The sequence below is a fragment of the Pseudomonas sp. ASL7 genome, assembly GCF_056680375.1.
The window spans coordinates 3,462,713-3,488,617 of the sequence record NZ_CM155279.1 but is presented as its reverse complement, the minus strand read 5'-3'; the positions used below and the strand labels follow the sequence as shown (position 1 = coordinate 3,488,617).

The 25,905-nt window shown below is 58.7% G+C and carries 23 protein-coding genes and 1 tRNA gene; 10 read left to right on the top strand and 14 right to left on the bottom strand.

The window, feature by feature from the left end; translation table 11 throughout:
* Nucleotide 1: 1 nt before the first annotated feature.
* The 9 genes from tolR to nadA all read left to right on the top strand — a co-directional run bounded on the left by tolR (nucleotide 2) and on the right by nadA (nucleotide 7,233).
* Entirely contained in the window at nucleotides 2-454 is a 453-nt protein-coding gene (tolR, locus tag AC1MDT_RS16100) for a protein TolR (protein WP_414907972.1), read from the top strand.
* Nucleotides 454-1,533 (top strand): cell envelope integrity protein TolA, encoded by a 1,080-nt coding sequence (gene tolA / locus AC1MDT_RS16095; RefSeq protein WP_480418069.1) that lies wholly within the window; start codon nucleotides 454-456, stop codon nucleotides 1,531-1,533. The genes tolR and tolA overlap by 1 nt, the downstream gene beginning before the upstream one ends.
* Nucleotides 1,530-2,831, top strand: a complete 1,302-nt coding sequence (tolB, locus tag AC1MDT_RS16090) for a Tol-Pal system beta propeller repeat protein TolB (RefSeq protein WP_480418068.1) — start codon at nucleotides 1,530-1,532, stop codon at nucleotides 2,829-2,831. Before tolA ends, tolB begins: the two co-directional genes overlap by 4 nt.
* Before the next feature lie 52 nt (nucleotides 2,832-2,883).
* Nucleotides 2,884-3,381: a peptidoglycan-associated lipoprotein Pal gene (gene pal, locus AC1MDT_RS16085; protein ID WP_090187413.1), complete on the top strand. Its 498-nt coding sequence runs from the start codon at nucleotides 2,884-2,886 to the stop codon at nucleotides 3,379-3,381.
* A gap of 6 nt (nucleotides 3,382-3,387) precedes the next feature.
* Entirely contained in the window at nucleotides 3,388-4,254 is an 867-nt protein-coding gene (gene ybgF / locus AC1MDT_RS16080) for a tol-pal system protein YbgF (protein WP_480418067.1), read from the top strand.
* Between the two features lie 166 nt (nucleotides 4,255-4,420).
* Nucleotides 4,421-5,068 (top strand): 7-carboxy-7-deazaguanine synthase QueE, encoded by a 648-nt coding sequence (gene queE / locus AC1MDT_RS16075; RefSeq protein WP_201120239.1) that lies wholly within the window; start codon nucleotides 4,421-4,423, stop codon nucleotides 5,066-5,068.
* 1 nt (nucleotide 5,069) lies between these two features.
* On the top strand, nucleotides 5,070-5,762 hold the full coding sequence (gene queC / locus AC1MDT_RS16070) for a 7-cyano-7-deazaguanine synthase QueC (RefSeq protein WP_480418066.1): 693 nt from the start codon (nucleotides 5,070-5,072) through the stop codon (nucleotides 5,760-5,762).
* Nucleotides 5,763-5,825: 63 nt separating this feature from the next.
* Nucleotides 5,826-5,901, top strand: a tRNA-Lys gene (locus tag AC1MDT_RS16065).
* Between the two features lie 273 nt (nucleotides 5,902-6,174).
* Nucleotides 6,175-7,233: a quinolinate synthase NadA gene (gene nadA / locus AC1MDT_RS16060; protein WP_480418065.1), complete on the top strand. Its 1,059-nt coding sequence runs from the start codon at nucleotides 6,175-6,177 to the stop codon at nucleotides 7,231-7,233.
* A gap of 134 nt (nucleotides 7,234-7,367) precedes the next feature.
* Here the strand turns inward: nadA and AC1MDT_RS16055 are convergent, their stop codons facing one another.
* From AC1MDT_RS16055 to arcD, 12 genes are all read right to left on the bottom strand, one after another.
* Complete coding sequence (locus AC1MDT_RS16055; protein WP_480418064.1) at nucleotides 7,368-7,856, bottom strand: RDD family protein; 489 nt, start codon at nucleotides 7,854-7,856, stop codon at nucleotides 7,368-7,370.
* A gap of 94 nt (nucleotides 7,857-7,950) precedes the next feature.
* Nucleotides 7,951-8,163: a cold-shock protein gene (locus AC1MDT_RS16050; RefSeq protein ID WP_007977299.1), complete on the bottom strand. Its 213-nt coding sequence runs from the start codon at nucleotides 8,161-8,163 to the stop codon at nucleotides 7,951-7,953.
* 389 nt (nucleotides 8,164-8,552) lie between these two features.
* A complete protein-coding gene (gene gcvT, locus AC1MDT_RS16045) occupies nucleotides 8,553-9,677 on the bottom strand; it encodes a glycine cleavage system aminomethyltransferase GcvT (RefSeq protein ID WP_480418063.1) in 1,125 nt (374 codons plus the stop codon).
* A gap of 39 nt (nucleotides 9,678-9,716) precedes the next feature.
* Nucleotides 9,717-11,093: an L-serine ammonia-lyase gene (locus AC1MDT_RS16040; protein WP_480418062.1), complete on the bottom strand. Its 1,377-nt coding sequence runs from the start codon at nucleotides 11,091-11,093 to the stop codon at nucleotides 9,717-9,719.
* A 191-nt stretch (nucleotides 11,094-11,284) separates the two neighbouring features.
* On the bottom strand, nucleotides 11,285-14,152 hold the full coding sequence (gcvP, locus tag AC1MDT_RS16035) for an aminomethyl-transferring glycine dehydrogenase (protein WP_480418061.1): 2,868 nt from the start codon (nucleotides 14,150-14,152) through the stop codon (nucleotides 11,285-11,287).
* 11 nt (nucleotides 14,153-14,163) lie between these two features.
* Entirely contained in the window at nucleotides 14,164-14,547 is a 384-nt protein-coding gene (gene gcvH / locus AC1MDT_RS16030; protein ID WP_480418060.1) for a glycine cleavage system protein GcvH, read from the bottom strand.
* Between the two features lie 403 nt (nucleotides 14,548-14,950).
* Nucleotides 14,951-16,459, bottom strand: coding sequence for a sigma-54-dependent transcriptional regulator (locus AC1MDT_RS16025; protein WP_480418059.1), 1,509 nt, complete (start codon nucleotides 16,457-16,459; stop codon nucleotides 14,951-14,953).
* 211 nt (nucleotides 16,460-16,670) lie between these two features.
* The gene (locus tag AC1MDT_RS16020; protein WP_480418058.1) at nucleotides 16,671-17,033 is read right to left on the bottom strand and encodes a DUF5064 family protein; all 363 of its coding nucleotides are present in this window, start codon (nucleotides 17,031-17,033) and stop codon (nucleotides 16,671-16,673) included.
* A gap of 12 nt (nucleotides 17,034-17,045) precedes the next feature.
* Nucleotides 17,046-17,975, bottom strand: coding sequence for a carbamate kinase (gene arcC, locus AC1MDT_RS16015; protein ID WP_480418057.1), 930 nt, complete (start codon nucleotides 17,973-17,975; stop codon nucleotides 17,046-17,048).
* Nucleotides 17,976-18,161: 186 nt separating this feature from the next.
* Nucleotides 18,162-19,172 carry an ornithine carbamoyltransferase gene (locus AC1MDT_RS16010; protein WP_414907944.1) on the bottom strand — a complete coding sequence of 337 codons (1,011 nt, stop codon included), beginning with the start codon at nucleotides 19,170-19,172 and terminating at the stop codon, nucleotides 18,162-18,164.
* Between the two features lie 81 nt (nucleotides 19,173-19,253).
* Nucleotides 19,254-20,510 (bottom strand): arginine deiminase, encoded by a 1,257-nt coding sequence (arcA, locus tag AC1MDT_RS16005; protein WP_480418056.1) that lies wholly within the window; start codon nucleotides 20,508-20,510, stop codon nucleotides 19,254-19,256.
* A 35-nt stretch (nucleotides 20,511-20,545) separates the two neighbouring features.
* Complete coding sequence (arcD, locus tag AC1MDT_RS16000; protein ID WP_480418055.1) at nucleotides 20,546-21,973, bottom strand: arginine-ornithine antiporter; 1,428 nt, start codon at nucleotides 21,971-21,973, stop codon at nucleotides 20,546-20,548.
* Between the two features lie 616 nt (nucleotides 21,974-22,589).
* Between arcD and AC1MDT_RS15995 the strand changes: the two genes are divergently transcribed.
* The gene (locus tag AC1MDT_RS15995) at nucleotides 22,590-23,453 is read left to right on the top strand and encodes a DNA-3-methyladenine glycosylase family protein (RefSeq protein WP_480418054.1); all 864 of its coding nucleotides are present in this window, start codon (nucleotides 22,590-22,592) and stop codon (nucleotides 23,451-23,453) included.
* 104 nt (nucleotides 23,454-23,557) lie between these two features.
* On the opposite strand, the gene AC1MDT_RS15990 is transcribed toward AC1MDT_RS15995, so the two are convergent.
* Nucleotides 23,558-24,889, bottom strand: coding sequence for a CoA transferase (locus AC1MDT_RS15990; protein ID WP_480418053.1), 1,332 nt, complete (start codon nucleotides 24,887-24,889; stop codon nucleotides 23,558-23,560).
* Nucleotides 24,890-25,055: 166 nt separating this feature from the next.
* Nucleotides 25,056-25,811, bottom strand: coding sequence for a methyl-accepting chemotaxis protein (locus AC1MDT_RS15985; protein WP_480422802.1), 756 nt, complete (start codon nucleotides 25,809-25,811; stop codon nucleotides 25,056-25,058).
* Nucleotides 25,812-25,905 lie beyond the last annotated feature (94 nt).

The window sequence follows — 25,905 nt, the reverse complement described above, 5'->3', positions numbered from 1 at the left end:
AATCGCTCGAGCTCGCAAAAAGCGCAAGCCGGTTGCCGAGATGAACGTGGTGCCTTACATCGACGTGATGCTGGTACTGCTGGTCATCTTCATGGTGACCGCTCCGATGCTCAATCAGGGCGTGAAGGTTGATCTGCCCAAGGTTTCCAGTGAAGCCTTGCCGCAGGACAACAACACCCAGGTCCTGACCATTTCGATCAAGTCTGACAAGACCTATTACTGGAACCTTGGCAGCGAAGTCGACACCGAAAAGCAGCAGGACAAGGCCATGACCTTGCCGCAGATGACCGATGCGGTGACCAAAATCATTCGCGCCGGCAACGAAGGCGGCAAGCACACCCAGGTCTTCATTCGCGGCGACAAGTCCGTCGATTACGGCTCCGTCATGGGCGCCATGGGCGGGTTGCAGAAAGCCGGGGTCGGTAATGTTGGCTTGATTACCGAGGCGCCCTGATGCAGCAACAGCGAGAGCCGTCCGCCTCGGAAAGCTACTTCTGGCCCAGTGTCCTGGCGATTGTCCTGCACGTGCTGGTGTTCGGCATGCTGTTCGTCAGTTTCGCCTTTACACCTGAGCTGCCGCCAGCCAAACCGATTGTCCAGGCGACCTTGTACCAGCTGAAATCGAAGAGTCGGGCAACCACCCAGACCAATCAGAAGATTGCGGGTGAGGCGCAGAAGTCTGCTGCACGCCAGACTGAAGTCGAACAGATGGAGCAGAAGAAGGTCGAGCAGGAAGCGGTGAAGGCTGCGGAACAAAAGAAAGAAGAAGCGGCTCAAAAGGCCGAGGAAGCCAAGAAGGCCGACGAGTCGAAGAAAGCGGATGAGGCTAAAAAGGCTGATGAAGCCAAGAAAGCCGATGAAGCGAAGAAGACCGCCGAAGCCAAGAAGGCAGAAGAGAAACAATTGGCTGATATAGCCAAGAAGAAATCTGAAGAAGAAGCCAAGAAGGCAGCGGAAGAAGAGGCCAAGAAAGAGGCCGCTGAAGAAGCGAAGAAAAAGATCGTCGAAGACGCGAAGAAGAAAGCCGCGGAAGACGCCAAGAAGAAAGCTGAAGCTGAAGAGGCGAAGAAGAAAGTCGCCGAAGACGCGAAGAAGAAAGCTGCTGCCGATGCTGCGAAGAAGAAATCGCAGGATGCGGCACGTAAATCCGCCGAAGACAAAAAGGCTCAGGCCCTGGCAGATTTGCTTTCCGACACGCCGCAGCGTCAGCAGGCCTTGGCCGATGAGCAGGGTGACGAAGTCGCCGGCAGTTTCGATGATTTGATTCGAGCGCGCGCAGCGGAAGGTTGGGCTCGCCCTCCTTCGGCACGCAAAGGCATGACGGTCGTGCTGCAAATCGGCATGTTGCCGGATGGTACAGTGACTTCGGTCAGCGTGGCCAAGTCCAGTGGCGATGGTCCGTTTGACGCTTCGGCTGTAGCGGCGGTCAAGAATATTGGACGTTTGACAGAAATGCAGGGAATGAAGCCGAGCGATTTCGCTCCGTATCGTTCATTCAAGATGACATTCACACCTGAGGATCTAGCCTTGTGAGAAACCTTCTTCGAGGAATGCTTGTCGTTATTTGCTGCCTGGCAGGCATAGCGGCAGCGGATGAAAAAAACATTCTGGTCACCAGCGGCAGTGATCGGGCAACCCCGATCGCGGTAGTGCCGTTCGGTTTCCAGGGCGGCACCGTATTGCCGGATGACATGGCCGAAATTATCGGTAATGACCTGCGTAACTCGGGTTACTACTCGCCGATTCCAAAGCAGAACATGATCAGTCAGCCGAGCCAGGCCAGCGAAATCATTTTCCGTGACTGGAAGGCTGTTGGCGCCCAATACATCATGGTCGGCAGCATTGTTCCGGCGGGCGGTCGCCTGCAGGTTCAGTACGCATTGTTCAACGTCGCCACCGAGCAGCAAGTGCTGACCGGCAGCGTGTCGGGCAGTGTCGAGCAGCTGCGCGACATGGCGCATTACATCGCTGACCAGTCGTTCGAAAAACTCACCGGTATCAAAGGTGCGTTCTCGACGCGTCTGCTGTACGTGACGGCCGAGCGTTTCTCCGAGAACAACACTCGTTACACGTTGCAGCGCTCGGACTATGACGGTGCCCGTGCTGTCACTCTGCTGCAATCGCGTGAGCCGATCCTGTCGCCGCGTTTCGCACCGGATGGCAAGCGCATCGCTTATGTCTCGTTCGAGCAGAAGCGCCCGCGTATCTTCATGCAGAACATCGATACCGGTCGCCGTGAGCAGATCACCAACTTCGAAGGCCTCAATGGTGCGCCAGCCTGGTCGCCGGATGGCAATCGCCTGGCATTCGTACTGTCCAAGGACGGTAACCCGGACATCTACGTGATGAACCTGGGCTCGCGTCAGATCTCGCGCGTTACCAACGGTCCCGGCATCAACACCGAACCGTTCTGGGGTAAGGATGGTTCGACCATCTACTTCACTTCCGACCGTGGCGGCAAGCCACAGATCTACAAGACCAGCGCCGGTGGTGGCGGTGCGGAACGTGTGACCTTCATTGGTAACTACAACGCCAACCCTAAGCTTTCAGCTGATGAAAAGACCCTGGTGATGATCCACCGCCAGGATGGTTTCACTAATTTCAAGGTTGCGGCTCAGGATTTGCAGCGCGGAAGCGTAAAAATCCTCACTGATAGCACTCTGGACGAGTCGCCTACTGTCGCGCCCAACGGCACCATGGTAATCTACGCCACCCGCCAGCAGGGCCGGGGAGTCTTGATGCTCGTGTCCATCAATGGACGCGTAAGGCTCCCGCTTCCTACCGCTCAAGGCGAAGTTCGAGAACCTTCCTGGTCCCCTTACCTGAACTGACGCGGCGCTACACGTTGTACTTAACACACTGGGGTTCATTAGGAGTTTCACGATGGAAATGCTGAAGTTTGGTAAATTTGCTGCGCTGGCTCTGGCCATGGCTGTAGCTGTAGGTTGCTCGTCCAAAGGCGGCGACAACGCCGGTCAAGGCGCTGTAGATCCAAACGCTGGTTACGGCGCAAACACTGGTGCCGTTGACGGTTCCCTGAGCGAAGAAGCTGCTCTGCGCGCAATCACCACCTTCTACTTCGAATATGACAGCTCGGACCTGAAGCCAGAAGCCATGCGCGCTCTGGACGTTCACGCCAAAGACCTGAAAGCAAACGGCGCTCGCGTTGTTCTGGAAGGCAACACCGACGAACGTGGTACTCGTGAGTACAACATGGCACTGGGCGAGCGTCGTGCGAAAGCCGTTCAGCGTTACCTGGTACTGCAAGGTGTTTCCCCAGCTCAGCTGGAACTGGTTTCCTACGGCGAAGAGCGTCCAGTTGCTACCGGCAACGACGAGCAGTCCTGGGCTCAAAACCGTCGCGTCGAACTGCGTAAGTAATTCGTCATGCGAACGTGCCGTCGTGCTGTAACTGTTCTGGCTCTCAGCCTCGCGCCGCTTGCGGTGTGGGCTGCGGTTCCTGTGGTCGATAATAATTCCGGCTATAACAATAGCGGGAGCAGTTATCCGCCTGCGGGTTACGGTACGAACGGCGCCTATGCCGGGGGAGGGGTTTCGGCCCCTGTCTCGGCACAGGGCGAGCTGTTCAACCAGCTGCAATCAATGCAGGAACAGATTTCACGCCAACAGGGTGTGATCGAAGTTCTGCAAAATGATGTCGCGCGCATGAAGCAAGAAAACCTGGAGCGGTATCAGGATCTTGATCGGCGCATAGGAACCGGCGTTGCACCAGCCGCGACTCCTGAAAATTCTTCCACCGGTGGTAATTTGAATGCCCCCGGTGCAGCGGCGGCAGCGGGCGCAGGTGCAGGTGCAGGAGCGGCAGCCGCTCAAGCACCCGCCCCTCAAGCACCTGCCGCGGGTAGCGAACCGGCGGATCCGGCGAAGGAAAAGCTCTATTACGACGCAGCCTTCGACCTGATCAAAGCCAAGGATTTCGATAAGGCCAGCCAGGCTTTTACCGCATTCCTGCGTAAATACCCGAACAGCCAATATGCGGGCAATGCCCAGTACTGGTTGGGCGAGGTCAATCTGGCCAAAGGCGATCTGCAAGGTGCAGGTCAAGCTTTTGCCAAGGTCTCGCAGCTGTACCCGAAACATCCTAAAGTGCCTGACTCGCTGTACAAGCTGGCTGATGTAGAGCGCCGCCTTGGTCATACCGACAAGGTAAAAGGCATTTTGCAGCAGGTGGTGTCCCAGTATCCGGGGACTTCCGCCGCTCAGTTGGCGCAACGCGATCTGCAGCGCATGTAAGCCTGTTTGATGCGTTTTGAAGAAACCCGCACTTGTTGCGGGTTTTTTCGTTAGAATTCACGCCCTTTTTATGAAATACGCTTTTTGGGATCTGCGCGATGGCGGGGTTCCTTGAAGTGCCTGACGGAGGCGGACAGCCTGTTTAGCTGTTATGCCCGTGGCGACTATGCAAGACACATTGAGAATCACCGAAGTTTTTTACTCGTTGCAGGGTGAAACGCGAACTGCCGGGCTGCCCACCGTTTTTGTGCGCCTGACCGGTTGTCCATTGCGATGCCAATACTGTGACAGCGCCTACGCGTTCACCGGGGGCACCATTCGCACGCTCGATGACATCCTCGAGCAAGTGGCCGGTTTCCGCCCGCGTTACGTCTGTGTTACCGGTGGTGAGCCGCTGGCTCAACCCAACGCCATTCCATTGCTCAAGCAGTTGTGTGATGCCGGTTACGAAGTGTCACTGGAAACCAGTGGTGCTCTTGATATATCGGCAGTAGATTCTCGGGTCAGTCGCGTCGTCGACCTGAAAACTCCAGGTTCGAAAGAAGCGCACCGCAACCGCTACGAGAACATCGAACTGCTCACACCTAACGATCAGGTGAAGTTTGTCATCTGTTCGCGGGAAGACTACGACTGGGCTGTGTCCAAACTGATTCAGTACGGTCTGGACCGGCGTGCCGGCGAAGTTCTGTTCTCACCAAGTCACCATGACCTGAATGCTCGGGACCTGGCGGACTGGGTGGTGGCGGACAACCTGCCAGTACGTCTGCAATTGCAGCTGCATAAATATCTTTGGAATGACGAGCCGGGGCGCTGAAATGACGGAACAACTGAACACTGCTGAAAAACGTGCGGTCATCTTGCTGTCAGGCGGCCTGGACTCGGCGACAGTCGTGGCCATGGCTCGCGCGCAAGGCTATAGCTGCTACACCATGAGTTTCGACTACGGTCAGCGGTCTCATGCAGAATTGCATGCCGCCGAACGTGTCGCCCGCGACCTGGGTGTGGTTGAGCACAAGGTGATCGGTCTGAACCTGAACGGCATTGGCGGTTCGGCGCTGACCGACAGCAGCATCGACGTGCCGCAAGTGCCGGGGGAAGGTATTCCGGTGACTTACGTGCCGGCGCGCAACACGGTGTTTCTCTCCTTGGCGTTGGGCTGGGCTGAAGTGCTCGGTGCACGTGACATCTTTATCGGCGTGAACGCCGTCGATTACTCCGGTTATCCGGATTGCCGTCCAGAGTTCATCGAATCGTTCGAACGCATGGCCAATCTGGCGACCAAGGCCGGCGTAGAAGGGAACGGTTTCCGCATCCAGGCTCCACTGCAGAACCTGAGCAAGGCACAGATCGTCCAGGCAGGCGTGAAGCTGGGCGTCGATTACGGGCTGACCGTTTCGTGCTACCAGGCCGACGATAACGGCCGCGCGTGCGGCAAATGCGACAGCTGCCGTCTGCGTGCAGAAGGCTTCGCCGCCGCCGGAATCAGCGATCCAACCCCTTATTTTTGATTTATTTCAAATTAGGTGTTGAATAGTCCTTAAAAATCAGTATTATACGCGCCACCACACAGCGGGTCGTTAGCTCAGTTGGTAGAGCAGTTGGCTTTTAACCAATTGGTCGTAGGTTCGAATCCCACACGACCCACCATTTTTATAGCAGTTTTAAAAGTCTGGAAGGCCCACGCAAGTGAGGATTTCCGGATTTTTTTTTGCCCGCGATTTAAGGTTGGCTCCGCGCGGGGCTGCATCGTAGGACGCAGGTCAGAATCATCTTTTGCATCCACCGGATATTCTGTAGCCTTGCGCATCTTCAACGCTGTCCGTGCCTGATGAATACTCACTTTCCCGGCGGAACCCTGAAGGTTCCGGAGCCGGGTGTATACTCGACTTTCGCGCGAAAGCGCCTGCAGGTCTTGCGAACATGACGCAGATTTCCGAACGCCTTCTGGTTCAAGCCCACCTCGACGCCAAGCAGCCAAAGCCGCTGACAGTTGAGGAGGAGGCTTATTACCGTGCCGCCATCGCTGCCGAGCTCAAGGCTCAGGACGCGGTACTGGTTGCTCACTTCTATTGCGATCCGGTCATTCAGGCCCTGGCTGAAGAAACCGGTGGTTGCGTCTCCGATTCACTCGAGATGGCCCGTTTCGGCAATGCCCATCCGGCCAAGACGGTACTGGTCGCCGGTGTGAAGTTCATGGGCGAAACCGCCAAAATCCTCAACCCTGAAAAACGCGTACTGATGTCCACGCTGGAAGCGACGTGCTCCCTGGATCTGGGTTGCCCCGTGGACGAGTTTTCGGCGTTCTGCGATCAGCACCCGGAGCGCACGGTGGTGGTGTATGCCAACACCTCGGCGGCAGTCAAAGCCCGGGCGGACTGGGTGGTGACATCGAGCTGCGCGCTGGAGATCGTCGAAAGCCTGATGGATAACGGCGAAACCATCATCTGGGGGCCGGACAAGCATTTGGGCACCTATATCCAGCGCAAGACCGGTGCCGATATGCTGCTGTGGGACGGTGCCTGCATCGTTCACGAAGAGTTCAAATCCAAGCAGCTCGAAGACATGAAGGTGCTGTACCCGGACGCCGCGATTCTGGTGCACCCGGAGTCGCCGACGTCGGTGATCGAGTTGGCGGATGCCGTCGGTTCCACCAGTCAATTGATCGCAGCGGCTCAAAGCCTGCCGAACAAGACGTTCATCGTGGCTACAGACCGCGGAATCTTCTACAAGATGCAGCAGCTGTGCCCGGACAAGGTCTTCATCGAAGCGCCAACGGCGGGTAACGGCGCGTCCTGCCGTAGTTGCGCACATTGCCCATGGATGGCGATGAACACCCTTGAGCGCACGCTGAGGAGCTTGAAGGAGGGGACGAACGAGATCTTTGTTGATCCGGCGTTGATTCCTCAGGCGATTCGGCCGTTGAAGCGGATGCTGGATTTCACGCAGGCTGCGCGGATGAAGCTGGCCGGTAACGCTTAAAAGCAGTCAATCCAGTCACAAAAACTGTGGGAGCGAGCTTGCTCGCGATAGCGGTCTGTCAGTCATATCCATGTTGACTGATGCGCCGCTATCGCGAGCAAGCTCGCTCCCACAGTGATTTCCGTATGGTTGAATTACTTGGTCCTCTTCGGGACCTGCACCAACTGCGTGTTGGAGTACATGTCGTGCCAGCTGCGTTTCTGTTTGTCGAACAGCGGCCAGATGAACCCCAGCCCAACGCATAGCAACGACGCAATCGACACCACAAACCGCAACAACGCCTGCCACAGGCTGATGGATGAGCCATCGTCATTTTGCACGCGGATGCACCACACCTGCATGCCTAGCGTCTGGCCAGACCATGTCCAGAACTTGGCAAAGAAACCGAACAGGACAAACAGCAGCACCGTCGACAGCAACGGATCGCCGTCCAGTGCGCCGGCCTCGGTCAGTGCGCGCATTTTGTCTTCACCGATGATTGCCATCTGGATCATTTTGTAAAGGCCGCTGGTGACGATCAGCAGGGCGGTGCATAACAGAAAATCATAGAACATCGCTGCCAGACGACGGCCCAAACCAGCGGCAGGGAAATGGCCCTGGGGAGTAAGCAGGTGTTTCGACATGGCAGGCTCTCGGCGCAAAAGAAGCCATTTTACGGATTTACGCGCACAAAAAAGCCCCTGATGTCAGCATCAGGGGCTTTTTCGTTACAGAAGATTAGGCTTCTGCTTGTACTTCATCAGCCTGCATGCCTTTCTGGCCTTGCACAGCAATGAAAGTCACTTTTTGGCCTTCTTTCAGGCTCTTGAAGCCGTTGCCCTGAATAGCGCGGAAATGCACAAACAGATCCGGTCCGCTTTCTGGAGTGATAAAACCAAAACCTTTCTCGTCGTTAAACCACTTGACGGTACCGCTCTGACGTTGGGACATTTCTTATTTCCTTTGACGCTAAAATTAATGACAGTCTCCTTCTCATGAAAGAGTACTGGGGCTGGTTGCAGGAGAGTAAGAAGACGCCGAGCGGGATGTAGCTAACTTGTAGGCTACTGCCCAGGTCACGATTCCAAGCGACCCATGCAAACACAGTGAACAAACTCTACGCCAACTACGGGAGAAAAAACAAGCCCCGTGAAGGGCCCGGTTTTGCTTGGCTTGGCGCCAGTAGCGTGTGCACTAGTGGGCTTATTCGATCGGCGTGTTCAATTGTTTTCGATCGTTATAAGGAAAGTTCATAATCGAAACCATGCACTGTTTTATGGCGATTGCGTTACACAATAGTGCACTGTTAACGCAATCGCGTTACTTATAGAAACAGTCAATCAACCGCGATAGTAGCGTTGCGGAACAAATGGCATTTTGCTTACAAGCAATGGCACCTTTTTCCCACGAACAATCGCCCATACCGGTGTGTCGATCGCGATGTAAGCGCTGTCGAGGTAACCCATGGCCAACGGACCGCCCAGCGTCGGGCCGAAACCGCCGCTGCAAACAGCGCCGATGATGTCACCGGCTTCGTTGACGATCTCTGCGCCTTCGCGCACTGGAGTGCGTTCCTGAGGCAGCAGACCAACGCGCTTGCGGCTGACCCCCGCTTGTTGTTGGGCGAAGACTGTTTCAGCACCAGGGAAGCCGCCCGCCCGTGCACCATCAGCGCGACGAGGTTTGGACATCGCCCACAGCAGACTGGCTTCGATTGGCGTGGTGTCGGTGTTCATGTCGTGGCCGTAGAGGCACAGGCCCGCTTCCAGGCGCAGGGAGTCGCGTGCGCCAAGGCCGATGGCCGCTACTTCCGGTTCGGCCAGCAGGGCGCGAGCCAGGGCTTCGGCGTTGGCGGCCGGGACCGAGATCTCGAAGCCGTCTTCACCGGTGTAGCCTGAACGGCTGACAAAACAGTCGACGCCCAGCAATTTCACGCGGGCGAATTGCATGAAGGTCATCTTCGACACTTCAGGCGCCAGGCGTGCAAGCACGGTGACGGCGGCCGGGCCTTGCAGCGCCAGCAGTGCGCGTTCTTCGAACAGTGGCTCGATCGTGCACTGGTTGCCGATGTGCTTGCGCAGATGCGCCAGGTCCTGATCCTTGCAGGCCGCATTGACCACCAGGAACAGTTCGTCATTGCCCAGATTGGCGACCATCAGGTCGTCGAGGATGCCACCGGTCTCGTTAGTGAACATGGCGTAGCGTTGCATGCCTACCGGCAAGTCGATGATGTCCACCGGCACCAGGGTTTCCAGGGCCGCGGCGGCGTTGGCGCCAGTCAGGCGGATCTGACCCATGTGCGAAACATCGAACAGGCCGGCTTGATCACGGGTGTGCTGGTGTTCTTTCATTACGCCCAGTGGGTATTGCACGGGCATGTCGTAGCCCGCGAACGGCACCATGCGGGCGCCGAGTTCGATGTGCAGTGCGTGCAATGGAGTTTTCAACAGTTGTTCGGTGGACATATTCAGCTCCTGAAAAAGTCTGATGCAAGTGAGCGCGCATCAGCACTCGATAATGTTGACCGCCAAACCGCCACGGGCGGTTTCCTTGTATTTGCTTTTCATGTCGGCGCCGGTCTGGCGCATGGTGCGAATGACTTTGTCGAGGGAGACGAAGTGCTGACCATCTCCACGCAACGCCATGCGCACCGCATTGATTGCTTTGACCGAGCCCATGGCATTGCGCTCGATGCAAGGTACTTGCACCAGGCCGCCAATCGGGTCGCAGGTCAGGCCGAGGTTGTGCTCCATGCCGATTTCAGCGGCGTTTTCCACTTGTTGCACGCTGCCGCCAAGGACTTCGCACAAGGCGCCAGCCGCCATGGAACACGCCACGCCGACTTCACCCTGACAGCCGACTTCGGCGCCGGAGATCGAAGCGTTTTCCTTGTACAAAATGCCAATCGCCGCCGCCGTTAGCAGAAAACGCACGACGCCGTCTTCGTTGGCACCGGGAATAAAGCGCATGTAGTAATGCAACACGGCTGGCACGATCCCCGCTGCACCGTTAGTGGGCGCCGTCACGACGCGCCCGCCGTTGGCGTTTTCTTCGTTGACCGCCAAGGCGTAAAGGTTGACCCAGTCCAGCACCGACAACGGATCGCGCAATGATGATTCCGGGTTCTTGCACAGTTGCCGATGCAGCGACGCGGCCCGACGCTTGACCTTCAGGCCGCCGGGCAGGATGCCTTCGTTACGGCAGCCCGCGTCGACGCAGTCCTGCATCACTTGCCAGATTTTCAGCAAGCCGGCACGGGTTTCCGCTTCCGGGCGCCAGGCACTTTCGTTGGTCAGCATCACCTGGCTGATGGACAAGCCATAGGTGGTGCAGTGACCGAGCAGGTCCTTTGCGCTTTTGAAGGGGAAGGTCAGCGGCGTGGCGTCTTCGACGATGCGGTCGGCGCCAGCAGCGTCTTCATCGACCACAAAACCCCCGCCGACGGAGTAATACTCGCGACTGCGGATCTGCAGGCCAGCGGCGTCGAAGGCGCGAAAAATCATACCGTTGGGGTGATAGGCCAACGGTTTGCGAATCATCGCCAAATGTTCTTTCTCGTTGAACGCAATGCTGTGTTCGCCGAGCAGGTTCAAACGACCGCTGCCACGAATGTCTTGCAGACGAGCGGCGACGGTTTCGGTGTTCACGGTGTCCGGGTGTTCACCTTCCAGGCCCAACATCACAGCTTTATCGCTGCCGTGGCCCTTGCCGGTGGCGCCGAGTGAGCCGTAAAGCTCGATTCTGACGCGGGTGGTTGCCGTCAACAGCCCTTCACGACGCAAACCTTCGGCGAAACGCGCTGCTGCGCGCATCGGGCCGACGGTGTGGGAGCTGGAGGGGCCGATGCCAATCTTGAACAGGTCGAACACGCTTAACGACATGGTTGTTCTCCGGTTTCTTGTTATAGGAATTGGCGGAATCTGAGACTTGGCACAAATCCCTGTAGGAGCGAGCTTGCTCGCGATGGAGTGTCAGCTGCATTGATGTCTACTGACACACCATCGCGAGCAAGCTCGCTCCTACAAGGTTTTGTAGTGACCAAGAGGGGCAGGCGAACCCGCCCCCCTATAGATCAAGCGTAGCTTTCGATCGACGGGCAGGCGCAAACCAGGTTGCGATCACCAAACACGTTGTCGACCCGGCCGACCGGCGGCCAGTACTTGCCTTCGATCAGCGATGCTACCGGGTACACCGCTTGTTCACGGCTGTACGGATGCGTCCACTCGCCGACGATTTCCGCTGCAGTGTGCGGAGCGTTTTTCAACGGGTTGTCGTCCTTGTCCAGGGTGCCGTTTTCCACTGCGCGGATTTCTTCGCGGATGCGGATCATGGCGTCGCAGAAGCGATCCAGTTCTTCCTTGGATTCGCTTTCGGTCGGCTCGATCATCAGTGTGCCGGCGACCGGGAACGACATGGTCGGGGCGTGGAAACCGAAATCGATCAGGCGCTTGGCGACGTCATCAACGCTGATGCCGCTGCTGTCTTTCAACGGACGCAGGTCGAGGATGCATTCGTGCGCCACCAGACCGTTACTGCCGGTGTAGAGCACTGGGTAATGCTCTTCGAGGCGGCGGGAAATGTAGTTGGCATTGAGGATCGCCAGTTGCGACGCACGCTTGAGGCCGGCGCCACCCATCATCCGAATGTACATCCAGGTGATGGGCAGAATGCTCGCGCTGCCGAACGGTGCCGCGCAGACGGCGCCTTCCTTGCGTGCCATTCGCGCGTGACCCGGCAGGAACGGGGTCAGGTGCGATTTCACGCCAATCGGGCCGACGCCCGGGCCGCCACCGCCATGCGGAATGCAGAAGGTTTTGTGCAGGTTCAGGTGCGACACGTCGCCGCCGAACTTGCCCGGTGCGCAGAGGCCGACCATCGCGTTCATGTTGGCGCCGTCGATGTACACCTGGCCGCCGTGGTCATGAATGATCCCGCAGATTTCGCGGATGCCTTCTTCGAACACGCCATGGGTCGACGGGTAAGTAATCATCAAGGCCGCAAGATGCTCGCGGTGCTCGATAGCCTTGGCGCGCAGGTCTTCGATGTCGACGTTGCCACGTGCGTCGCACGCGGTTACCACCACACGCATACCGGCCATGTTGGCGGTTGCAGGGTTGGTGCCGTGGGCCGACGACGGGATCAGGCAGATGTCGCGACGGTCTTCGCCACGGCTCTGGTGATAAGCGCGAATGGCCAGGAGACCGGCGTATTCGCCTTGGGAACCGGCGTTCGGTTGCAGGGAGATCGAGTCGTAACCGGTGGCGGCGCAGAGCATCGCTTCCAGTTCATCGGTCAGCTGCTGATAACCGGCGCTTTGCCCGGCCGGGGCGAACGGGTGCAGGGCACCGAATTCAGCCCAGGTCACCGGGATCATTTCGCTGGCGGCGTTGAGTTTCATGGTGCACGAACCCAGCGGGATCATGGTGCGGTCCAGGGCCAGGTCTTTGTCGGCGAGCTTGCGCAGGTAGCGCATCAGCTCGGTTTCCGAGTGATAACGGTTGAACACCGGGTGGCTGAGGATCGGCGATCGGCGCACCAGCGCGGCGGGTAGGGTGCTGGTCACCGAAGCGGCGAGGGCGGCGAAGTCTGGCAGGGCTTTGCCGTCGGCCAGCAGGCTCCACAGGGTTTCAACGTCGGCCTGGCTGGTGGTTTCGTCGAGGGACAGGCCCAGACGTTCGCCGTCGACCACACGCAGGTTGATCTTCTGCGCATGCGCCTTGTCGTGCAGGGCGGCGGTTTGCGCGCCGGTCTTGATCGTCAGGGTGTCGAAGAAGTTGGCTTGCTCGACGCCCAGGCCCAGTGCGCCAAGGCCTTGGGCCAGAATGGCGGTCAGGTGATGCACACGGTTGGCGATTTGTGCCAGGCCTTTCGGGCCGTGGTACACGGCGTACATGCTGGCGATGTTGGCCAACAGCACCTGTGCGGTGCAGATGTTGCTGGTGGCTTTCTCGCGGCGGATATGTTGCTCGCGGGTCTGCATCGCCAGGCGCAGGGCCGGCTTGCCAAAGCGGTCGACGGAGACACCGACCAGACGGCCCGGCATGTCGCGCTTGAACGTATCTTTGGTGGAGAAGTAAGCCGCATGTGGACCACCAAAGCCCAGCGGCACGCCGAAGCGTTGGGCGCTGCCGATGGCTACGTCGGCGCCGAACTCGCCCGGCGGGGTCAGTACGGTCAGGGCCAGCAGGTCGGCGGCGACCGCGACCAGCGCGTTGGCGGCGTGGAAGCGTTCGGTCAGTTCGCGGTAGTCGAACACATCACCGTTGCTCGCCGGGTATTGCAGCAGGGCGCCGAAGAACGGTGTCACGTCGCTCAGTTCACGTTCGTCACCGACCACCACGTCGATGCCCAACGGCTCGGCACGAGTGCGCAGTACGTCGAGGGTTTGCGGGTGGCAATGCACGGAGGCGAAGAAGGCGTGGCTGCCCTTGTTCTTGCTCAGGCGTTTGCAGAACGTCATGGCTTCGGCGGCGGCGGTGGCTTCGTCCAGCAGCGAGGCGTTGGCGATCGGCAGGCCGGTGAGGTCGCTGATCAGGGTCTGGAAATTCAGCAGCGCTTCGAGACGGCCCTGGGAAATTTCTGGCTGGTACGGGGTGTACGCGGTGTACCAGGCCGGGTTTTCCAGCAGGTTACGCAGGATCGGCGACGGCGTGTGGGTGCCGTAGTAACCCTGGCCGATGTAAGTCTTGAACAGCTGGTTTTTGCTGGCGATGGATTTGATCAAAGCCAAGGCATCGGCTTCGCTCAGGCCGTCTTCGAGGCCGAGGACGCTGGTGCCTTTGATGCTGTCCGGAATGACGCTGGCGCTCAGCGCTTCCAGCGAGTCAAAACCGAGGCTGTTGAGCATGGCTTGCTCGTCGCCGGAACGCGGGCCGATGTGGCGGGCGATGAATTCGTTGGCGGTACTCAGGTTTACAACGGCAGGATTAACTTGAGTCATGTTGGCGCTCCTCAGGCTTCAGCGTTGGCTTTGATCAGGCGGTCGTAGGCATCTTGATCCAGCAGTTTGGCGACGGCCGAAGCGTCGGCAGGCTGGAAGCGGAAGAACCAGCCTTCGCCCAGCGGATCTTCGTTGACCAGCTCAGGGCTGCTGTCGAGTGCCGGGTTCACTTCCAGCACTTCGCCGTTCAGCGGCATGTACACACCGCTGGCGGCTTTTACCGATTCCACGGTGGCGGCTTCAGCGCCTTGGTCGTAGGACTGCAGCTCAGGCAGTTGAACGAAAACCACGTCGCCCAAGGCGTTCTGTGCGAAAGCGGTAATACCGACTGTGACGGTGCCGTCAGCTTCGGTGCGCAGCCATTCGTGATCTTCAGTAAAACGCAACTCGCTCATGGAAACTCCTAAGGGGGGCCAGACTCGTCTGGTGGACGCGATTGAATGCTCGGCAATGCCGTACTTTATGAACGGTTACTAAGCAAAAAGACGGCCAATGTTTATATCTTGTTATAAATCAATAAGTTATGGTGTTTTTAGAGGGGCGCATGATTGAGGGTTGTAGCGAAATCGCTACAGCACAAGGCAAAGAAAAAAGCGTAGGTGGATCAAAGCCTTGCACAGCGGTGGTTAGGCGAGGGTGTAGCGATATCGTTCCGCTGTAGCGCTTTCAGTACAGGTGGAGGTCGCTTTTGACAATTTCAGGGTGAACCCACTGGCCTCATCGCGAGCAAGCTCGCTCCCACAGGTTTATGATCGACGCAAATTTAATGTGGGAGCGAGCTTGCTCACGATGAGGTCGTCAAGGCTTGTTAGGAATGCCGTACTTGCGCAATCGATGCGCAATTGCGGTGTGGGACGTTTGCAGGCGGCTGGCCAGTTGGCGGGTCGACGGGTAGCTGACGTAGAGTTTTTCCAGCAAGGTTTTCTCGAACTCTTCCATGGCTTGTTCAAGGCTGTCGACGTCGCTGTCGCTTTGGCGCGCCACTGAGGTGCCGGCGATGTCGAGGTCACCAATGTCCACCAGCGTGCTCTCGCAAATGGCCGCGGCGCGGAAGATCACGTTCTGCAATTGCCGCACGTTGCCCGGCCAGCGGTTGCCCAGCAGCGCCGGATAAGTCCCGGGCGCCAACCGGCAGACCGGGCGCTGAATCTGTGCACAGGCCTGCTGCATGAAATAGCGCGCCAGCAGCAGAATGTCCTGGCCGCGCTCGCGCAAGGGCGGGACTTCGACGTTCAGGACATTGAGCCGATAGAACAGGTCTTCGCGGAAGCTGCCTTCGCTGACCATTTTCTCCAGGTCGCGGTGCGTCGCGCTGAGGATCCGCACGTTGACCTTGACCTCACGATCGCCACCGACCCGGCGGAAGCTGCCGTCGTTGAGAAAGCGCAACAACTTCGCCTGCAAGTACGGCGACATTTCGCCGATCTCGTCGAGAAATACCGTGCCCTGGTTGGCCAGTTCCATCAGCCCCGGTTTACCGCCCCGTTGCGCACCGGTGAAAGCGCCAGGGGCGTAGCCGAACAGTTCGCTTTCGGCGAGGTTTTCCGGCAATGCCGCACAATTCAACGCCAGAAACGGCGAACTGTGGCGAGCGCTGATGGCATGGCAGGCACGGGCCACCAACTCTTTGCCGGTGCCGGTTTCGCCCTGGATCAACAGGGGCGCATCGAGGGCCGCCACTCGCTGGGCGCGGGCCTTGAGCGTGCGAATCACCGGAGACTCCCCCAGCAGTGCATCGAAACCTTCGGCGTGATCGTGGTGCAGCGCGGAAAGGCGTTCACCGATGCGGTTGGGTTGATACAGGGTCAGCAGGGCGCCGGCATCGGTGATGGGCGTGGCGTCCAACAGCAAGGTCTGGCCGTTGACCGTAATCTCGCGCAGCGGCAGGCGGAAGCCGTGTTCAAGCAAGGCGTCGAGCAACGCCGGATCGGCAAACAATTCAGCGATGCTTTCGCCGGCCGGTTCACGGCCGTACAAGGCGATCAGTGCCGGGTTGGCCAGCAACACCTTGCCGTCACTGTCCAGCGCCAGTACCGGGTCGGTCATGGCCGCGAGCAAGGCATCGAGCTGCAAGTGCCGACGCTGGCCGGGAAGGATGTCGACCACCGTCACCGCTTGCACGCCACGCACACTGAACAGGGCATCGCGCAACTCTTCAAGGACCTGCGGACTCAGGGTCGGGGCATCAATGTAGACGTTGGGCGGAACCATTTCCACCGCATCCAGATTGAGATTGCGTCCACCGAGCAAGGCCAGGACTTCCTGGGTGATGCCAACGCGGTCGATGAAGCTGACGTGGATACGCATGGGACGGTTTTGGTTCTGGCGTTCGGAGGGCGGCAAGTATGCCTTGGGGCGGGCGAATGGTGAAATCCTGCGAAGGACTTCACGGCTGAGACGATCTCCTGTAGGAGCGAGCTTGCTCGCGAAGGACTTGAGAACAACGCGTTTATTCAGGAAGACTGCGTTATCGTTAACGTCCTTCGCGAGCGAGCTCGCTCCTACAGGGGCGGTGGGGTTATTCGAAGTGTTCGGGGTTTACCGGGTCGCCGGATTTCATATCCAACTGCTTCCGGATGTCTTCGAACATCAGGTCGTAGTGCTTGTGGACCGAGCCAATCTGGCTGTGCGTCTTTGGGATGCCGTACTTCTCGGCGATTTTCGTCACGTTGTTGGCAAAGTTGTAGGCCTCCTCCTTGGGCAAGAAGAAGGTCTCTGTCATGTCCTTTCCCTGGATACTGCCATGCATGGTGAACTGGATTCCTTTCTCCCCTTTGGGATTCTTGCTGACTTCATAGTCGAGGTGCACGTTGTAGCTGACATCGTTCTTGTCCAGCGCGTGACGCTCGATGTGCAAGTGGCCTGGCTCAAACATTGCCATAGACGTCTCTCCTTACAAGTAAGTTATGCCAGGTTTCGCCGTGCTGATGCGCGTACCGGCCTTGCCGTGGACGATTGCTTCAATGTCCGAGAGTGAGCCGATCACTGCAGTTTTTCCAGTATGGCGTGCAAACTCGCAGGCCGCCTGGACCTTCGGCCCCATGGAGCCTGCAGCGAAGCCGAGTTTCTCCATCTCGTCCGGGTGCGCCTGGGCAATGGCTTTTTGGGTCGGTTTGCCGAAGTCGATGAAGGCGCCATTGACGTCGGTAGCAATCACCAATAAATCGCTGTCCAGCTGTTCGGCCAGCAGTGCCGAACACAAGTCTTTGTCGATCACCGCTTCCACGCCTTGCAGCTTGCCATCGGCACCGTACATCGTCGGGATACCACCGCCGCCGGCGCAAATCACGATGCTGCCTTTTTCCAGCAGCCACTTGATCGGGCGGATTTCGAATATGCGTTTCGGTTTCGGGCTGGCCACTACACGACGATATTTGTCGCCGTCCGGGGCAATCGCCCAGCCTTTCTCGGCGGCGAGTTTTTCCGCTTCGGCTTTGGCGTAGACCGGACCGATGGGTTTGCTCGGGTTCTGGAAGGCCGGGTCGTTGGCGTCGACTTCGACTTGGGTCAGTAGGGTCGCAAACGGCACTTCGAAGTCCAGAAGGTTGCCCAGTTCCTGTTCGATGATGTAGCCGATCATGCCTTCGGTTTCGGCACCGAGCACGTCCAGCGGATAAGGCGACACCGAGGTGTAGGCCGCGGCTTGCAGTGACAGCAGGCCCACTTGCGGACCATTGCCGTGGGCAATGACCAGCTGGTTGCCGGAATAGACCTTGGCGATCTGTTCGGTGGCGATCCGGATGTTGGCGCGTTGATTGTCCGCGGTCATGGGTTCACCACGGCGGAGCAGGGCGTTACCGCCCAGAGCAACGACGATACGCATAATGGAGTCCTTCTAAACAGAGAAATTACGGGCGACTCGGTCACCTGTGGGGCGGGATTTTGTGGGAGCGAGCTTGCTCGCGATGGCGGAGTAACAGTCGACATCAATGTTGCCTGTCACACCGTCATCGCGAGCAAGCTCGCTCCCACAGGGTCCGTGTTCCCGCAGGAGGAGCCGCGTCGGTCCTTAGATATCCGCCAACGCCGACACCAGGATCGCCTTGATGGTGTGCATGCGGTTTTCCGCTTGCTCGAAGGCGATGTTGGCCGGCGATTCGAAGACCTCTTCGGTCACCTCGACGCCATTGGCCAGGTGCGGGTACCGCGCGGCGATGTCCTTGCCGACCTTGGTTTCGCTGTTGTGGAACGCCGGCAGGCAGTGCATGAATTTCACACGCGGGTTGCCGGCGGCCTTCATCATTTCGGCGTTGACCTGGTATGGCAGCAGTTGCTCGATGCGCTCGTCCCAGGCTTCCACCGGTTCGCCCATGGACACCCAGATATCGGTATGGATGAAGTCGACGCCTTTGACCGCCGCTTTCGGGTCTTCGGTGATGGTGATGCGTGCGCCGCTTTCTTCGGCGAAGGCTTTGCACTGGGCGATGAAGTCAGCGTGTGGCCACAGGGCTTTCGGTGCAGCAATGCGCACGTCCATGCCGAGTTTGGCGCCGATCATCAGCAGCGAGTTGCCCATGTTGTAGCGGGCGTCGCCGAGGTAGGCGTAGCTGATGTCATGCAGCGGCTTGTCGCTGTGTTCGCGCATGGTCAGGGTGTCAGCGATCATTTGCGTCGGGTGGAATTCAGCGGTCAGGCCGTTGAACACCGGCACGCCGGCGAACTTGGCCAGCTCTTCGACGATTTCCTGTTCGAAGCCACGGTACTCGATGGCATCGAACATCCGCCCCAACACACGGGCGGTATCTTTCATGCTTTCCTTGTGGCCGATCTGCGACGACACCGGGTCGATGTAGGTGACGTGAGCGCCCTGGTCATGGGCGGCGACTTCGAAGGCGCAACGGGTGCGGGTCGAGGTTTTTTCGAAGATCAGTGCGATGTTTTTGCCTTGCAGGTGTGGGCGTTCGGTGCCGGTGTACTTGGCGCGTTTGAGGTCCCGAGAAAGGTCCAGCAGATAGTGCAGCTCGCGAGTGGTGTGGTGCATCAGCGAGAGCAGGCTGCGGTTGCGCATATTGAAAGCCATTTTGGATCTCCTTAGGTGTCGGTTATCCCCTTGGCCGCGCATGCCTTGGTGTAGAAGGCAGCGCGAGCCGAGGTGGGCAAATTAATAGTCGATAGGGTCGCGAATGATCGGGCAGGTCATGCAGTGGCCACCGCCACGGCCGCGACCGAGTTCGCCGGCGCTGATGGTGATGACTTCCACACCGGCCTTGCGCAGCAGAGTGTTGGTGTAGGTGTTGCGGTCATAACCGATCACCACGCCGGGCTCCACGGCCACCACGTTGTTGCCGTCGTCCCACTGCTCGCGTTCGGCGGCGAAACTGTTGCCGCCGGTTTCCACCACGCGTAACGCTTTGAGGTTAAGGGCCTTGGCCACGGTGTCGAGGAAGTTGGTTTCTTCGCGGCGAATGTCGATGCCGCCCGGTTTGCTTTCGTCAGGGCGCAGGGTGAAGGCGACGATCTGGTTCACCACTTCCGGGAAGATCGTCACCAGGTCGCGGTCGCAGAAACTGAACACGGTGTCCAGGTGCATCGCTGCGCGGGATTTCGGCAGGCCGGCGACGATCACACGCTCCACGGCTTTATTTTTGAACAGGTTCACCGCCAGTTGGCCGATGGCCTGACGGGACGAGCGTTCGCCCATCCCGATCAACACCACACCGTTGCCGATCGGCATGACGTCGCCGCCTTCAAGGGTGGAGCTGCCGTGTTCCTTATCCGGGTCGCCGTACCAGATCTGGAAGTCGGCGTTGGTGAACTGCGGGTGGAACTTGTAGATCGCCGTGGTCAGCAGGGTTTCCTGACGACGCGCCGGCCAGTACATCGGGTTCAGCGTCACGCCACCGTAGATCCAGCACGTGGTATCGCGAGTGAACTGAGTGTTGGGCAGCGGCGGCAAAATGAAGCTGGAGTGGCCGAGGAAATCGCGGAACATTTGAATGGTCTTGCCGCCGAAACTGTCCGGCAGGTCATCAGCGGAGACGCCGCCGATCAAGAATTCCGCAATCTTGCGCGGCTCCAGGCTGCGCAGCCACGAACCCACTTCGTTGATCAGGCCGAGGCCGACCGAGTTGGCGGTGATCTTGCGCTCCAGAATCCAGTCCAGGGCTTCGGGGATGGCGACGATGTCGGTCAGCAAGTTGTGCATTTCCACGACATCGATATTGCGTTCGCGCATTTTGGTGACGAAATCGAAATGGTCGCGCTTGGCTTGGGCAACCCACAACACATCGTCGAACAGCAGTTCGTCGCAGTTATTCGGGGTCAGCCGCTGATGGGCCAGACCGGGGGAGCAAACCATGACTTTGCGCAGTTTGCCGGCTTCGGAATGGACGCCGAACTTAACTTTTTCCGTGGTCATTACAGTGATCCTCCAGATGACAAATAAGTCAGGTATTACAGGGTCAGGAAGCCGTCATAGAGCCCATAGGCCGCCACCAGGGCGCCCACGATTACTGCGGCGAAAACCAGCTTCTCGACGTTGGTGAAAACCGGTTTGTTGACTTCGAGCTTGGCCTTGGCGAACAGGATCACGCCGGGCGCATAAAGCAGCGCGGAGAGCAGCAGGTATTTGGTGCCCCCCGCGTAGACCAGCCAGACTGCATAGATCACCGAGATGGCGCCAATGAGCAGGTCCTTCGAGCGTTCTCGGGCATCGTTTTCGTAGGTCTCGCCGCGCACCGCCAGCAGCAGCGCGTAAGCCGCCGACCACAGGTAAGGCACCAGAATCATCGAGGTGGCGAGGTAGATCAGCGACAGGTAAGTGCTGGCCGAGAACAGGGTGATAATCAGAAACAGCTGGACCATGGCGTTGGTCAGCCACAAGGCGTTGACCGGAACCTGGTTGGCGTTTTCCTTGCGCAAAAACGCCGGCATGGTGTGGTCCTTGGCGGCGGCGAACATGATTTCCGCACACAGCAGCACCCAGGACAGCAAGGCACCCAGCAAGGAGATGATCAGACCGACGCTGATCAGCACCGCGCCCCACGGACCGACCACATGTTCCAGTACCGCGGCCATCGACGGGTTCTGCAGTTTGGCCAGTTCCGGCTGGGTCATGATGCCCAGCGACAGCACGTTCACCAGCACCAGAAACAGCAGCACGGTGATGAAACCGATCACGGTGGCTTTACCGACGTCGCTGCGTGTTTGCGCGCGGGCCGAGAAAATACTCGCGCCTTCAATGCCGATGAACACCCAGACGGTGACCAGCATCATTTTGCGCACCTGGTTCATCACACTGCCCAGGTCCGGGTTTTTCAATCCCCATATGTCGGCGGTGAAGATGTCCAGTTTGAAGGCGAAAATCGCGATCAGCACAAACAGTAGCAGCGGTACGACCTTGGCAACGGTGGTCACCAGGTTGATGAACGCCGCTTCCTTGATCCCTCGTAGCACGAGAAAGTGCACGGCCCATAGCAGCACCGACGCTCCGATTACCGCGGCAACGGTGTTGCCTTGGCCGAAGACCGGAAAGAAGTAACCGAGGGTGCTGAACAGCAGAACGAAGTAACCGACGTTGCCCAGCCAGGCACTGATCCAGTAACCCCAGGCGGACGAGAAACCCATGTAGTCGCCGAAACCGGCTTTGGCGTAGGCGTAGACACCGCCGTCCAGATCAGGCTTGCGGTTGGCGAGTGTCTGGAAAACGAAGGCCAGGGTCAGCATGCCGACCGCCGTAATGGCCCAACCGATCAGTACCGCGCCGACATCGGCACTGGCGGCCATGTTCTGGGGCAAAGAGAAGATCCCGCCACCAATCATTGAGCCAACAACCAGCGCAACCAGTGCGCCGAGTTTCAGTTTTCCGGGGGATTCGGACATTGCATGACTCCAATGCAGGAGAAAAGAGATAACAGATTAGTTCCGTTAACAGTTCAATCAGCTGACTTAGATCAGTTCATGTCACATTCCTTTGTTAATTAAAGCGCGAGAACCTTTTTACGGGCATGACGATTTCGCCGGAAAAGCCCTTTCCAGAGGCTTCGGCCAGAGCAACTGAAAATAATACGTATCACTTTGAGTTTTTAAGCTAGTTCGTTTTTACGTTTCTGCAAATTTTCGACGTTTGATTAAGGTCCGTATCGATTGATTTGGATCGATCCACCAAATCGCTTTTTGCCATGATGTTTATAGATTGATCAGTTATAAATAATGGCTGTGATTTGGCGTTATCTAATAAACGTTATTACGCTGTATCTGTTTAGTTAAAATCAACACTGTGACGGTTTCACTGCCGTGGTCGACCCCCGGCTGAATCGGAACAAAAGTGGAGACGCAGGAATGTCGCAACCGACGCAGAAGCTTCGCCTGAGCGCGTTGATCGCCCTGGTGGTGGATCGATGATCAGGGACGGGGTTTTCTCCCTGTCGCCGAACATGGTCGCTCGCGCCGGTGCCGGGCTGGCAGTATGTGGGTTGTACAGCGGCTTGGTGTCGTTGTGAGGTTGTTGCTGGAGTACCAGGCGCCTTATGACTGGCCGGCGATGCTGGGGTTTTTGTCGGCAAGGGCCGTGGCTGGAATGGAAACGGTAGTCGATGGCGTTTACTCGCGCAGCGTCGGGTTGAACGGTGTTCAAGGTGCGTTTTCGATCAAGCCTGCACAGGTGAATGCGCTGGAAGTCAGGCTGGATTTTCCTGATCGCGCGGCAATACCGGAGATTGTTGCGCGACTGCGCCGGATGTTTGATCTGGATGCTGATCTGGCAGTGATTCATCGGCGGTTATCGGTCGATTCGTTGATGGCGCGGCTGATTGCCGAACATCCGGGGCTGCGAGTGCCGGGGGCTTGGGATGGGCTGGAGTTGGCGATCCGTGCGGTACTGGGGCAGCAGATTACGGTGGGCGCGGCGATTAAGCTGGCGGGGAAACTGGTTGCGCAGTATGGGCAATGTTTAGCGTCTTCTTTGCCCGGTGTGGCGTACGTATTTCCTGAGGCAAGCGTTTTGGCGCAAGCCGATCTGGCGACGTTGGGGATGCCGAAAAGCCGTGGTCGGACGTTGTCTGGCGTAGCGCAGGCGTTGCTGGATGATCCAGGGTTGTTTGAGCCGGCTCGGCCGGGTGGTGTTGCGCGGTTGTTGGCGTTGCACGGGGTTGGTGACTGGACGGCTCAGTACATTGCATTGCGGCAGTTGCGGGAGATGGATGCATTTCCGAGTGGGGATGTGGGGTTGATCAATGCGCTGTCGGCGCTGGAAGGTGGGCCGGTCACTGCGCGGGAGTTGTTGGTGCGGGCTGAAATCTGGAGACCTTATCGAGGGTATGCGGCGCAGTTGCTTTGGACATCGCTCAGCCGGCCGGATTGAGTTGACAGTCCGGGCCCCATCGCGAGCAAGCTCGCTCCCACAGGTTTTGTGATCGACGCAGATCCACTGTGGGAGCGAGCTTGCTCGCGATGGGGCCCGTACAGTCAGCACCACTGCGCGCGATGGGAACCCAATTCCCCGGCCGGAATTGCCCACTGCAACGGCGTTCCGGTGATTTTCAATGGCACCTGCAGTCGATGCGCCGCCCCCCAAGGCGTCTGCTCAACCAACAGCCCTCGATCATGCTCATCCTCGGCCCGCAACGGCTCATGAGTCCCTGGTCCCTGTTCAATCAGCAACTTCGCCGTTCGCGCCAACGACAACCTTGCCGACCCACCTCGTCCCAGTAACCTGATTGCCGCCGCCGCCATCAAATACCCGGTTGCATGATCAAGCGCCTGCACCGGCAGCGGCGTCGGCTTGTCGGCGTTCTTCCACTGCATGCCCGCTTCGGCAATCCCGCTGCTCATCTGCACCAGACTGTCGAACCCTCGACGATTCTGCCAGGGACCGCTCCAGCCGTAGGCGTTGAGGCATACATCAATCAGGTCCGGCGCCCATTTCTGACGCTCGGCGACACCGTAACCCAAGCGCTCCAACGCATCGGCACGGTAACCATGAAGCAGGACGTCGGCGTTTTTGAGCAGGCTTTCGAATACGGCTCGATCGGTCTTGTCGTGCAGGTCCAGGCGAGCACAGCGTTTGCCCAAAGTGACTTCCGGCACCACGCCCGGCTCGTTCCAGGTCGGCGGGTCGATACGCAGTACGTCGGCGCCGAGGCCAGCGAGAAAACGACTGGCTATGGGGCCGGCGAGTACGCGGGTGAGGTCCAGCACCTTGATCCCGGCCAGCGGTTGCGCCACGGAACCTTGCCACGATTTCATGTTTTGACCGTTGCCGGTGCTGAACTGAATCAGCGGTTCGGCGTTCACGGCCTGGCCCTGAGGATGCGCCTGCCATTGCGCCCAGCTGCGCATTTCGGCGGCGCAGCCACCGGCATTCACCACCGCCTGTTCCAGATCACTTTTTGCCCATTGCGCGACCTTGCTGGCCATCGTTGCGCGGTCGGTACAGGTGCCGAGCACGCTTTCGGCCGCCGCACGATGATGTGGCGCGTTGGTGTGCAGGCGGATCCAGCCATCCTTGGTCGCGTAATCACCCGCGACCGGATCCCATAGCGGTGGAATGCTCCAGCCGACGGGGCGGATCGACGTTGCGAACCAGAAGGACGCGAGTCGACGGTCGACTTCAAGGGCGGGCAGGCGACCGGTCTGTTGCTGCAGCCATTCACTGACAGCCTGACCGGCGGCGCCAATACTGGTACATGCCAGGTCGGTAACGGCAAACGCCGAAGGCAGGGCACCAGTCGACGTGAAAGCAATGGGGTGTTGGGGCAAGCCGAGTGCGGCTTGAATGGACGTGAGTAAATCAGTCATCGAAGGCCCTCCGGAATGAGAGCCCGATCATAGTTCAAAAACCATGTCGCCCGGACGAAATCCCCCCTTGTAGGAGCGAGCCTGCTCGCGAAGGTGTGTCAGTCGGCACCAGGTTACCTGACACACCTTCGCGAGCAAGCTCGCTCCTACAAGTACAAGGGGCATGTTACACCCGGAACTGATCCATCAATTTCATCTGGTGGGTCGTCAGGAAATTCAGCTGGCTGCTGATTTTTGCCGACTCGGTGGCTTGTCCGGTCAGGGTTTCGGTAACACTACGGATCGCCGACACGTTGCGGTTGACCTCTTCAGCCACGGCACTTTGTTGTTCGGCGGCGCTGGCGATTTGCAGGTTCATGTCACTGATCACGGTGACCGCGTCGCTGATTTTGCCAAGGGCCTGGACCGCTTGTTGAATCTGTCCGGCGTTGCTGTGAGCCTGTGTCTGGCTTGAATGCATGGTGGCGACCACGCCGCGCGTGCCGGTCTGGATGCGTTCGATCACGAGGCGGATTTCTTCCACTGAGTCCTGGGTCCGTTTGGCCAGGTTGCGCACTTCGTCGGCCACCACCGCAAAACCGCGACCGCTCTCACCGGCGCGGGCCGCTTCAATCGCGGCGTTGAGCGCCAGCAGGTTGGTCTGCTCGGCGATGCTGCGGATCACTTCCAGTACCGAACCGATCTGCTCGCTGTTGACCGCCAACGCTTCAACTTCGGTCACCGCTTTGCTGACTTCCTCGGCCAGTTGATTGATGTCGCGGGTACTGCGCTCGATGATCGACATGCCGTCGCGGGCCGACTGGTCGGCACCTTTGGCGGCATTGGCCGCGTTCGAGGCGCTGTTGGCGACGTCGTGGGCGGTGGCGCTCATTTCATTGGACGCGGTAGCGACCAGGTCGATTTCACGGAACTGCACCAGCATGCCTTCGCTGGTCTGGCGGGCGATTTCCGAAGACTGGTCAGCCGTGCCGCGGGCGTCGGTGATGCTTTGTTTGATCTGCGCGATGGTCGGTTGC

Bases quoted from the DNA above. Each gene is read 5' to 3' on its own strand.
- AC1MDT_RS15985 (WP_480422802.1), bottom strand. From the start codon at position 25,811: ATGCTGGTGCAGTTCCGTGAAATCGACCTGGTCGCTACCGCGTCCAAT.
- tolA (WP_480418069.1), top strand. From the start codon at position 454: ATGCAGCAACAGCGAGAGCCGTCCGCCTCGGAAAGCTACTTCTGGCCC.
- gcvT (WP_480418063.1), bottom strand. From the start codon at position 9,677: ATGTCCACCGAACAACTGTTGAAAACTCCATTGCACGCACTGCACATC.
- ybgF (WP_480418067.1), top strand. From the start codon at position 3,388: ATGCGAACGTGCCGTCGTGCTGTAACTGTTCTGGCTCTCAGCCTCGCG.
- AC1MDT_RS16040 (WP_480418062.1), bottom strand. From the start codon at position 11,093: ATGTCGTTAAGCGTGTTCGACCTGTTCAAGATTGGCATCGGCCCCTCC.
- AC1MDT_RS16020 (WP_480418058.1), bottom strand. From the start codon at position 17,033: ATGGCAATGTTTGAGCCAGGCCACTTGCACATCGAGCGTCACGCGCTG.
- AC1MDT_RS16050 (WP_007977299.1), bottom strand. From the start codon at position 8,163: ATGTCCCAACGTCAGAGCGGTACCGTCAAGTGGTTTAACGACGAGAAA.
- arcA (WP_480418056.1), bottom strand. From the start codon at position 20,510: ATGACCACGGAAAAAGTTAAGTTCGGCGTCCATTCCGAAGCCGGCAAA.
- arcC (WP_480418057.1), bottom strand. From the start codon at position 17,975: ATGCGTATCGTCGTTGCTCTGGGCGGTAACGCCCTGCTCCGCCGTGGT.
- AC1MDT_RS15990 (WP_480418053.1), bottom strand. From the start codon at position 24,889: ATGACTGATTTACTCACGTCCATTCAAGCCGCACTCGGCTTGCCCCAA.
- queC (WP_480418066.1), top strand. From the start codon at position 5,070: ATGACGGAACAACTGAACACTGCTGAAAAACGTGCGGTCATCTTGCTG.
- queE (WP_201120239.1), top strand. From the start codon at position 4,421: ATGCAAGACACATTGAGAATCACCGAAGTTTTTTACTCGTTGCAGGGT.
- arcD (WP_480418055.1), bottom strand. From the start codon at position 21,973: ATGTCCGAATCCCCCGGAAAACTGAAACTCGGCGCACTGGTTGCGCTG.
- pal (WP_090187413.1), top strand. From the start codon at position 2,884: ATGGAAATGCTGAAGTTTGGTAAATTTGCTGCGCTGGCTCTGGCCATG.
- nadA (WP_480418065.1), top strand. From the start codon at position 6,175: ATGACGCAGATTTCCGAACGCCTTCTGGTTCAAGCCCACCTCGACGCC.
- gcvP (WP_480418061.1), bottom strand. From the start codon at position 14,152: ATGACTCAAGTTAATCCTGCCGTTGTAAACCTGAGTACCGCCAACGAA.
- gcvH (WP_480418060.1), bottom strand. From the start codon at position 14,547: ATGAGCGAGTTGCGTTTTACTGAAGATCACGAATGGCTGCGCACCGAA.
- AC1MDT_RS16010 (WP_414907944.1), bottom strand. From the start codon at position 19,172: ATGGCTTTCAATATGCGCAACCGCAGCCTGCTCTCGCTGATGCACCAC.
- AC1MDT_RS16025 (WP_480418059.1), bottom strand. From the start codon at position 16,459: ATGCGTATCCACGTCAGCTTCATCGACCGCGTTGGCATCACCCAGGAA.
- AC1MDT_RS16055 (WP_480418064.1), bottom strand. From the start codon at position 7,856: ATGTCGAAACACCTGCTTACTCCCCAGGGCCATTTCCCTGCCGCTGGT.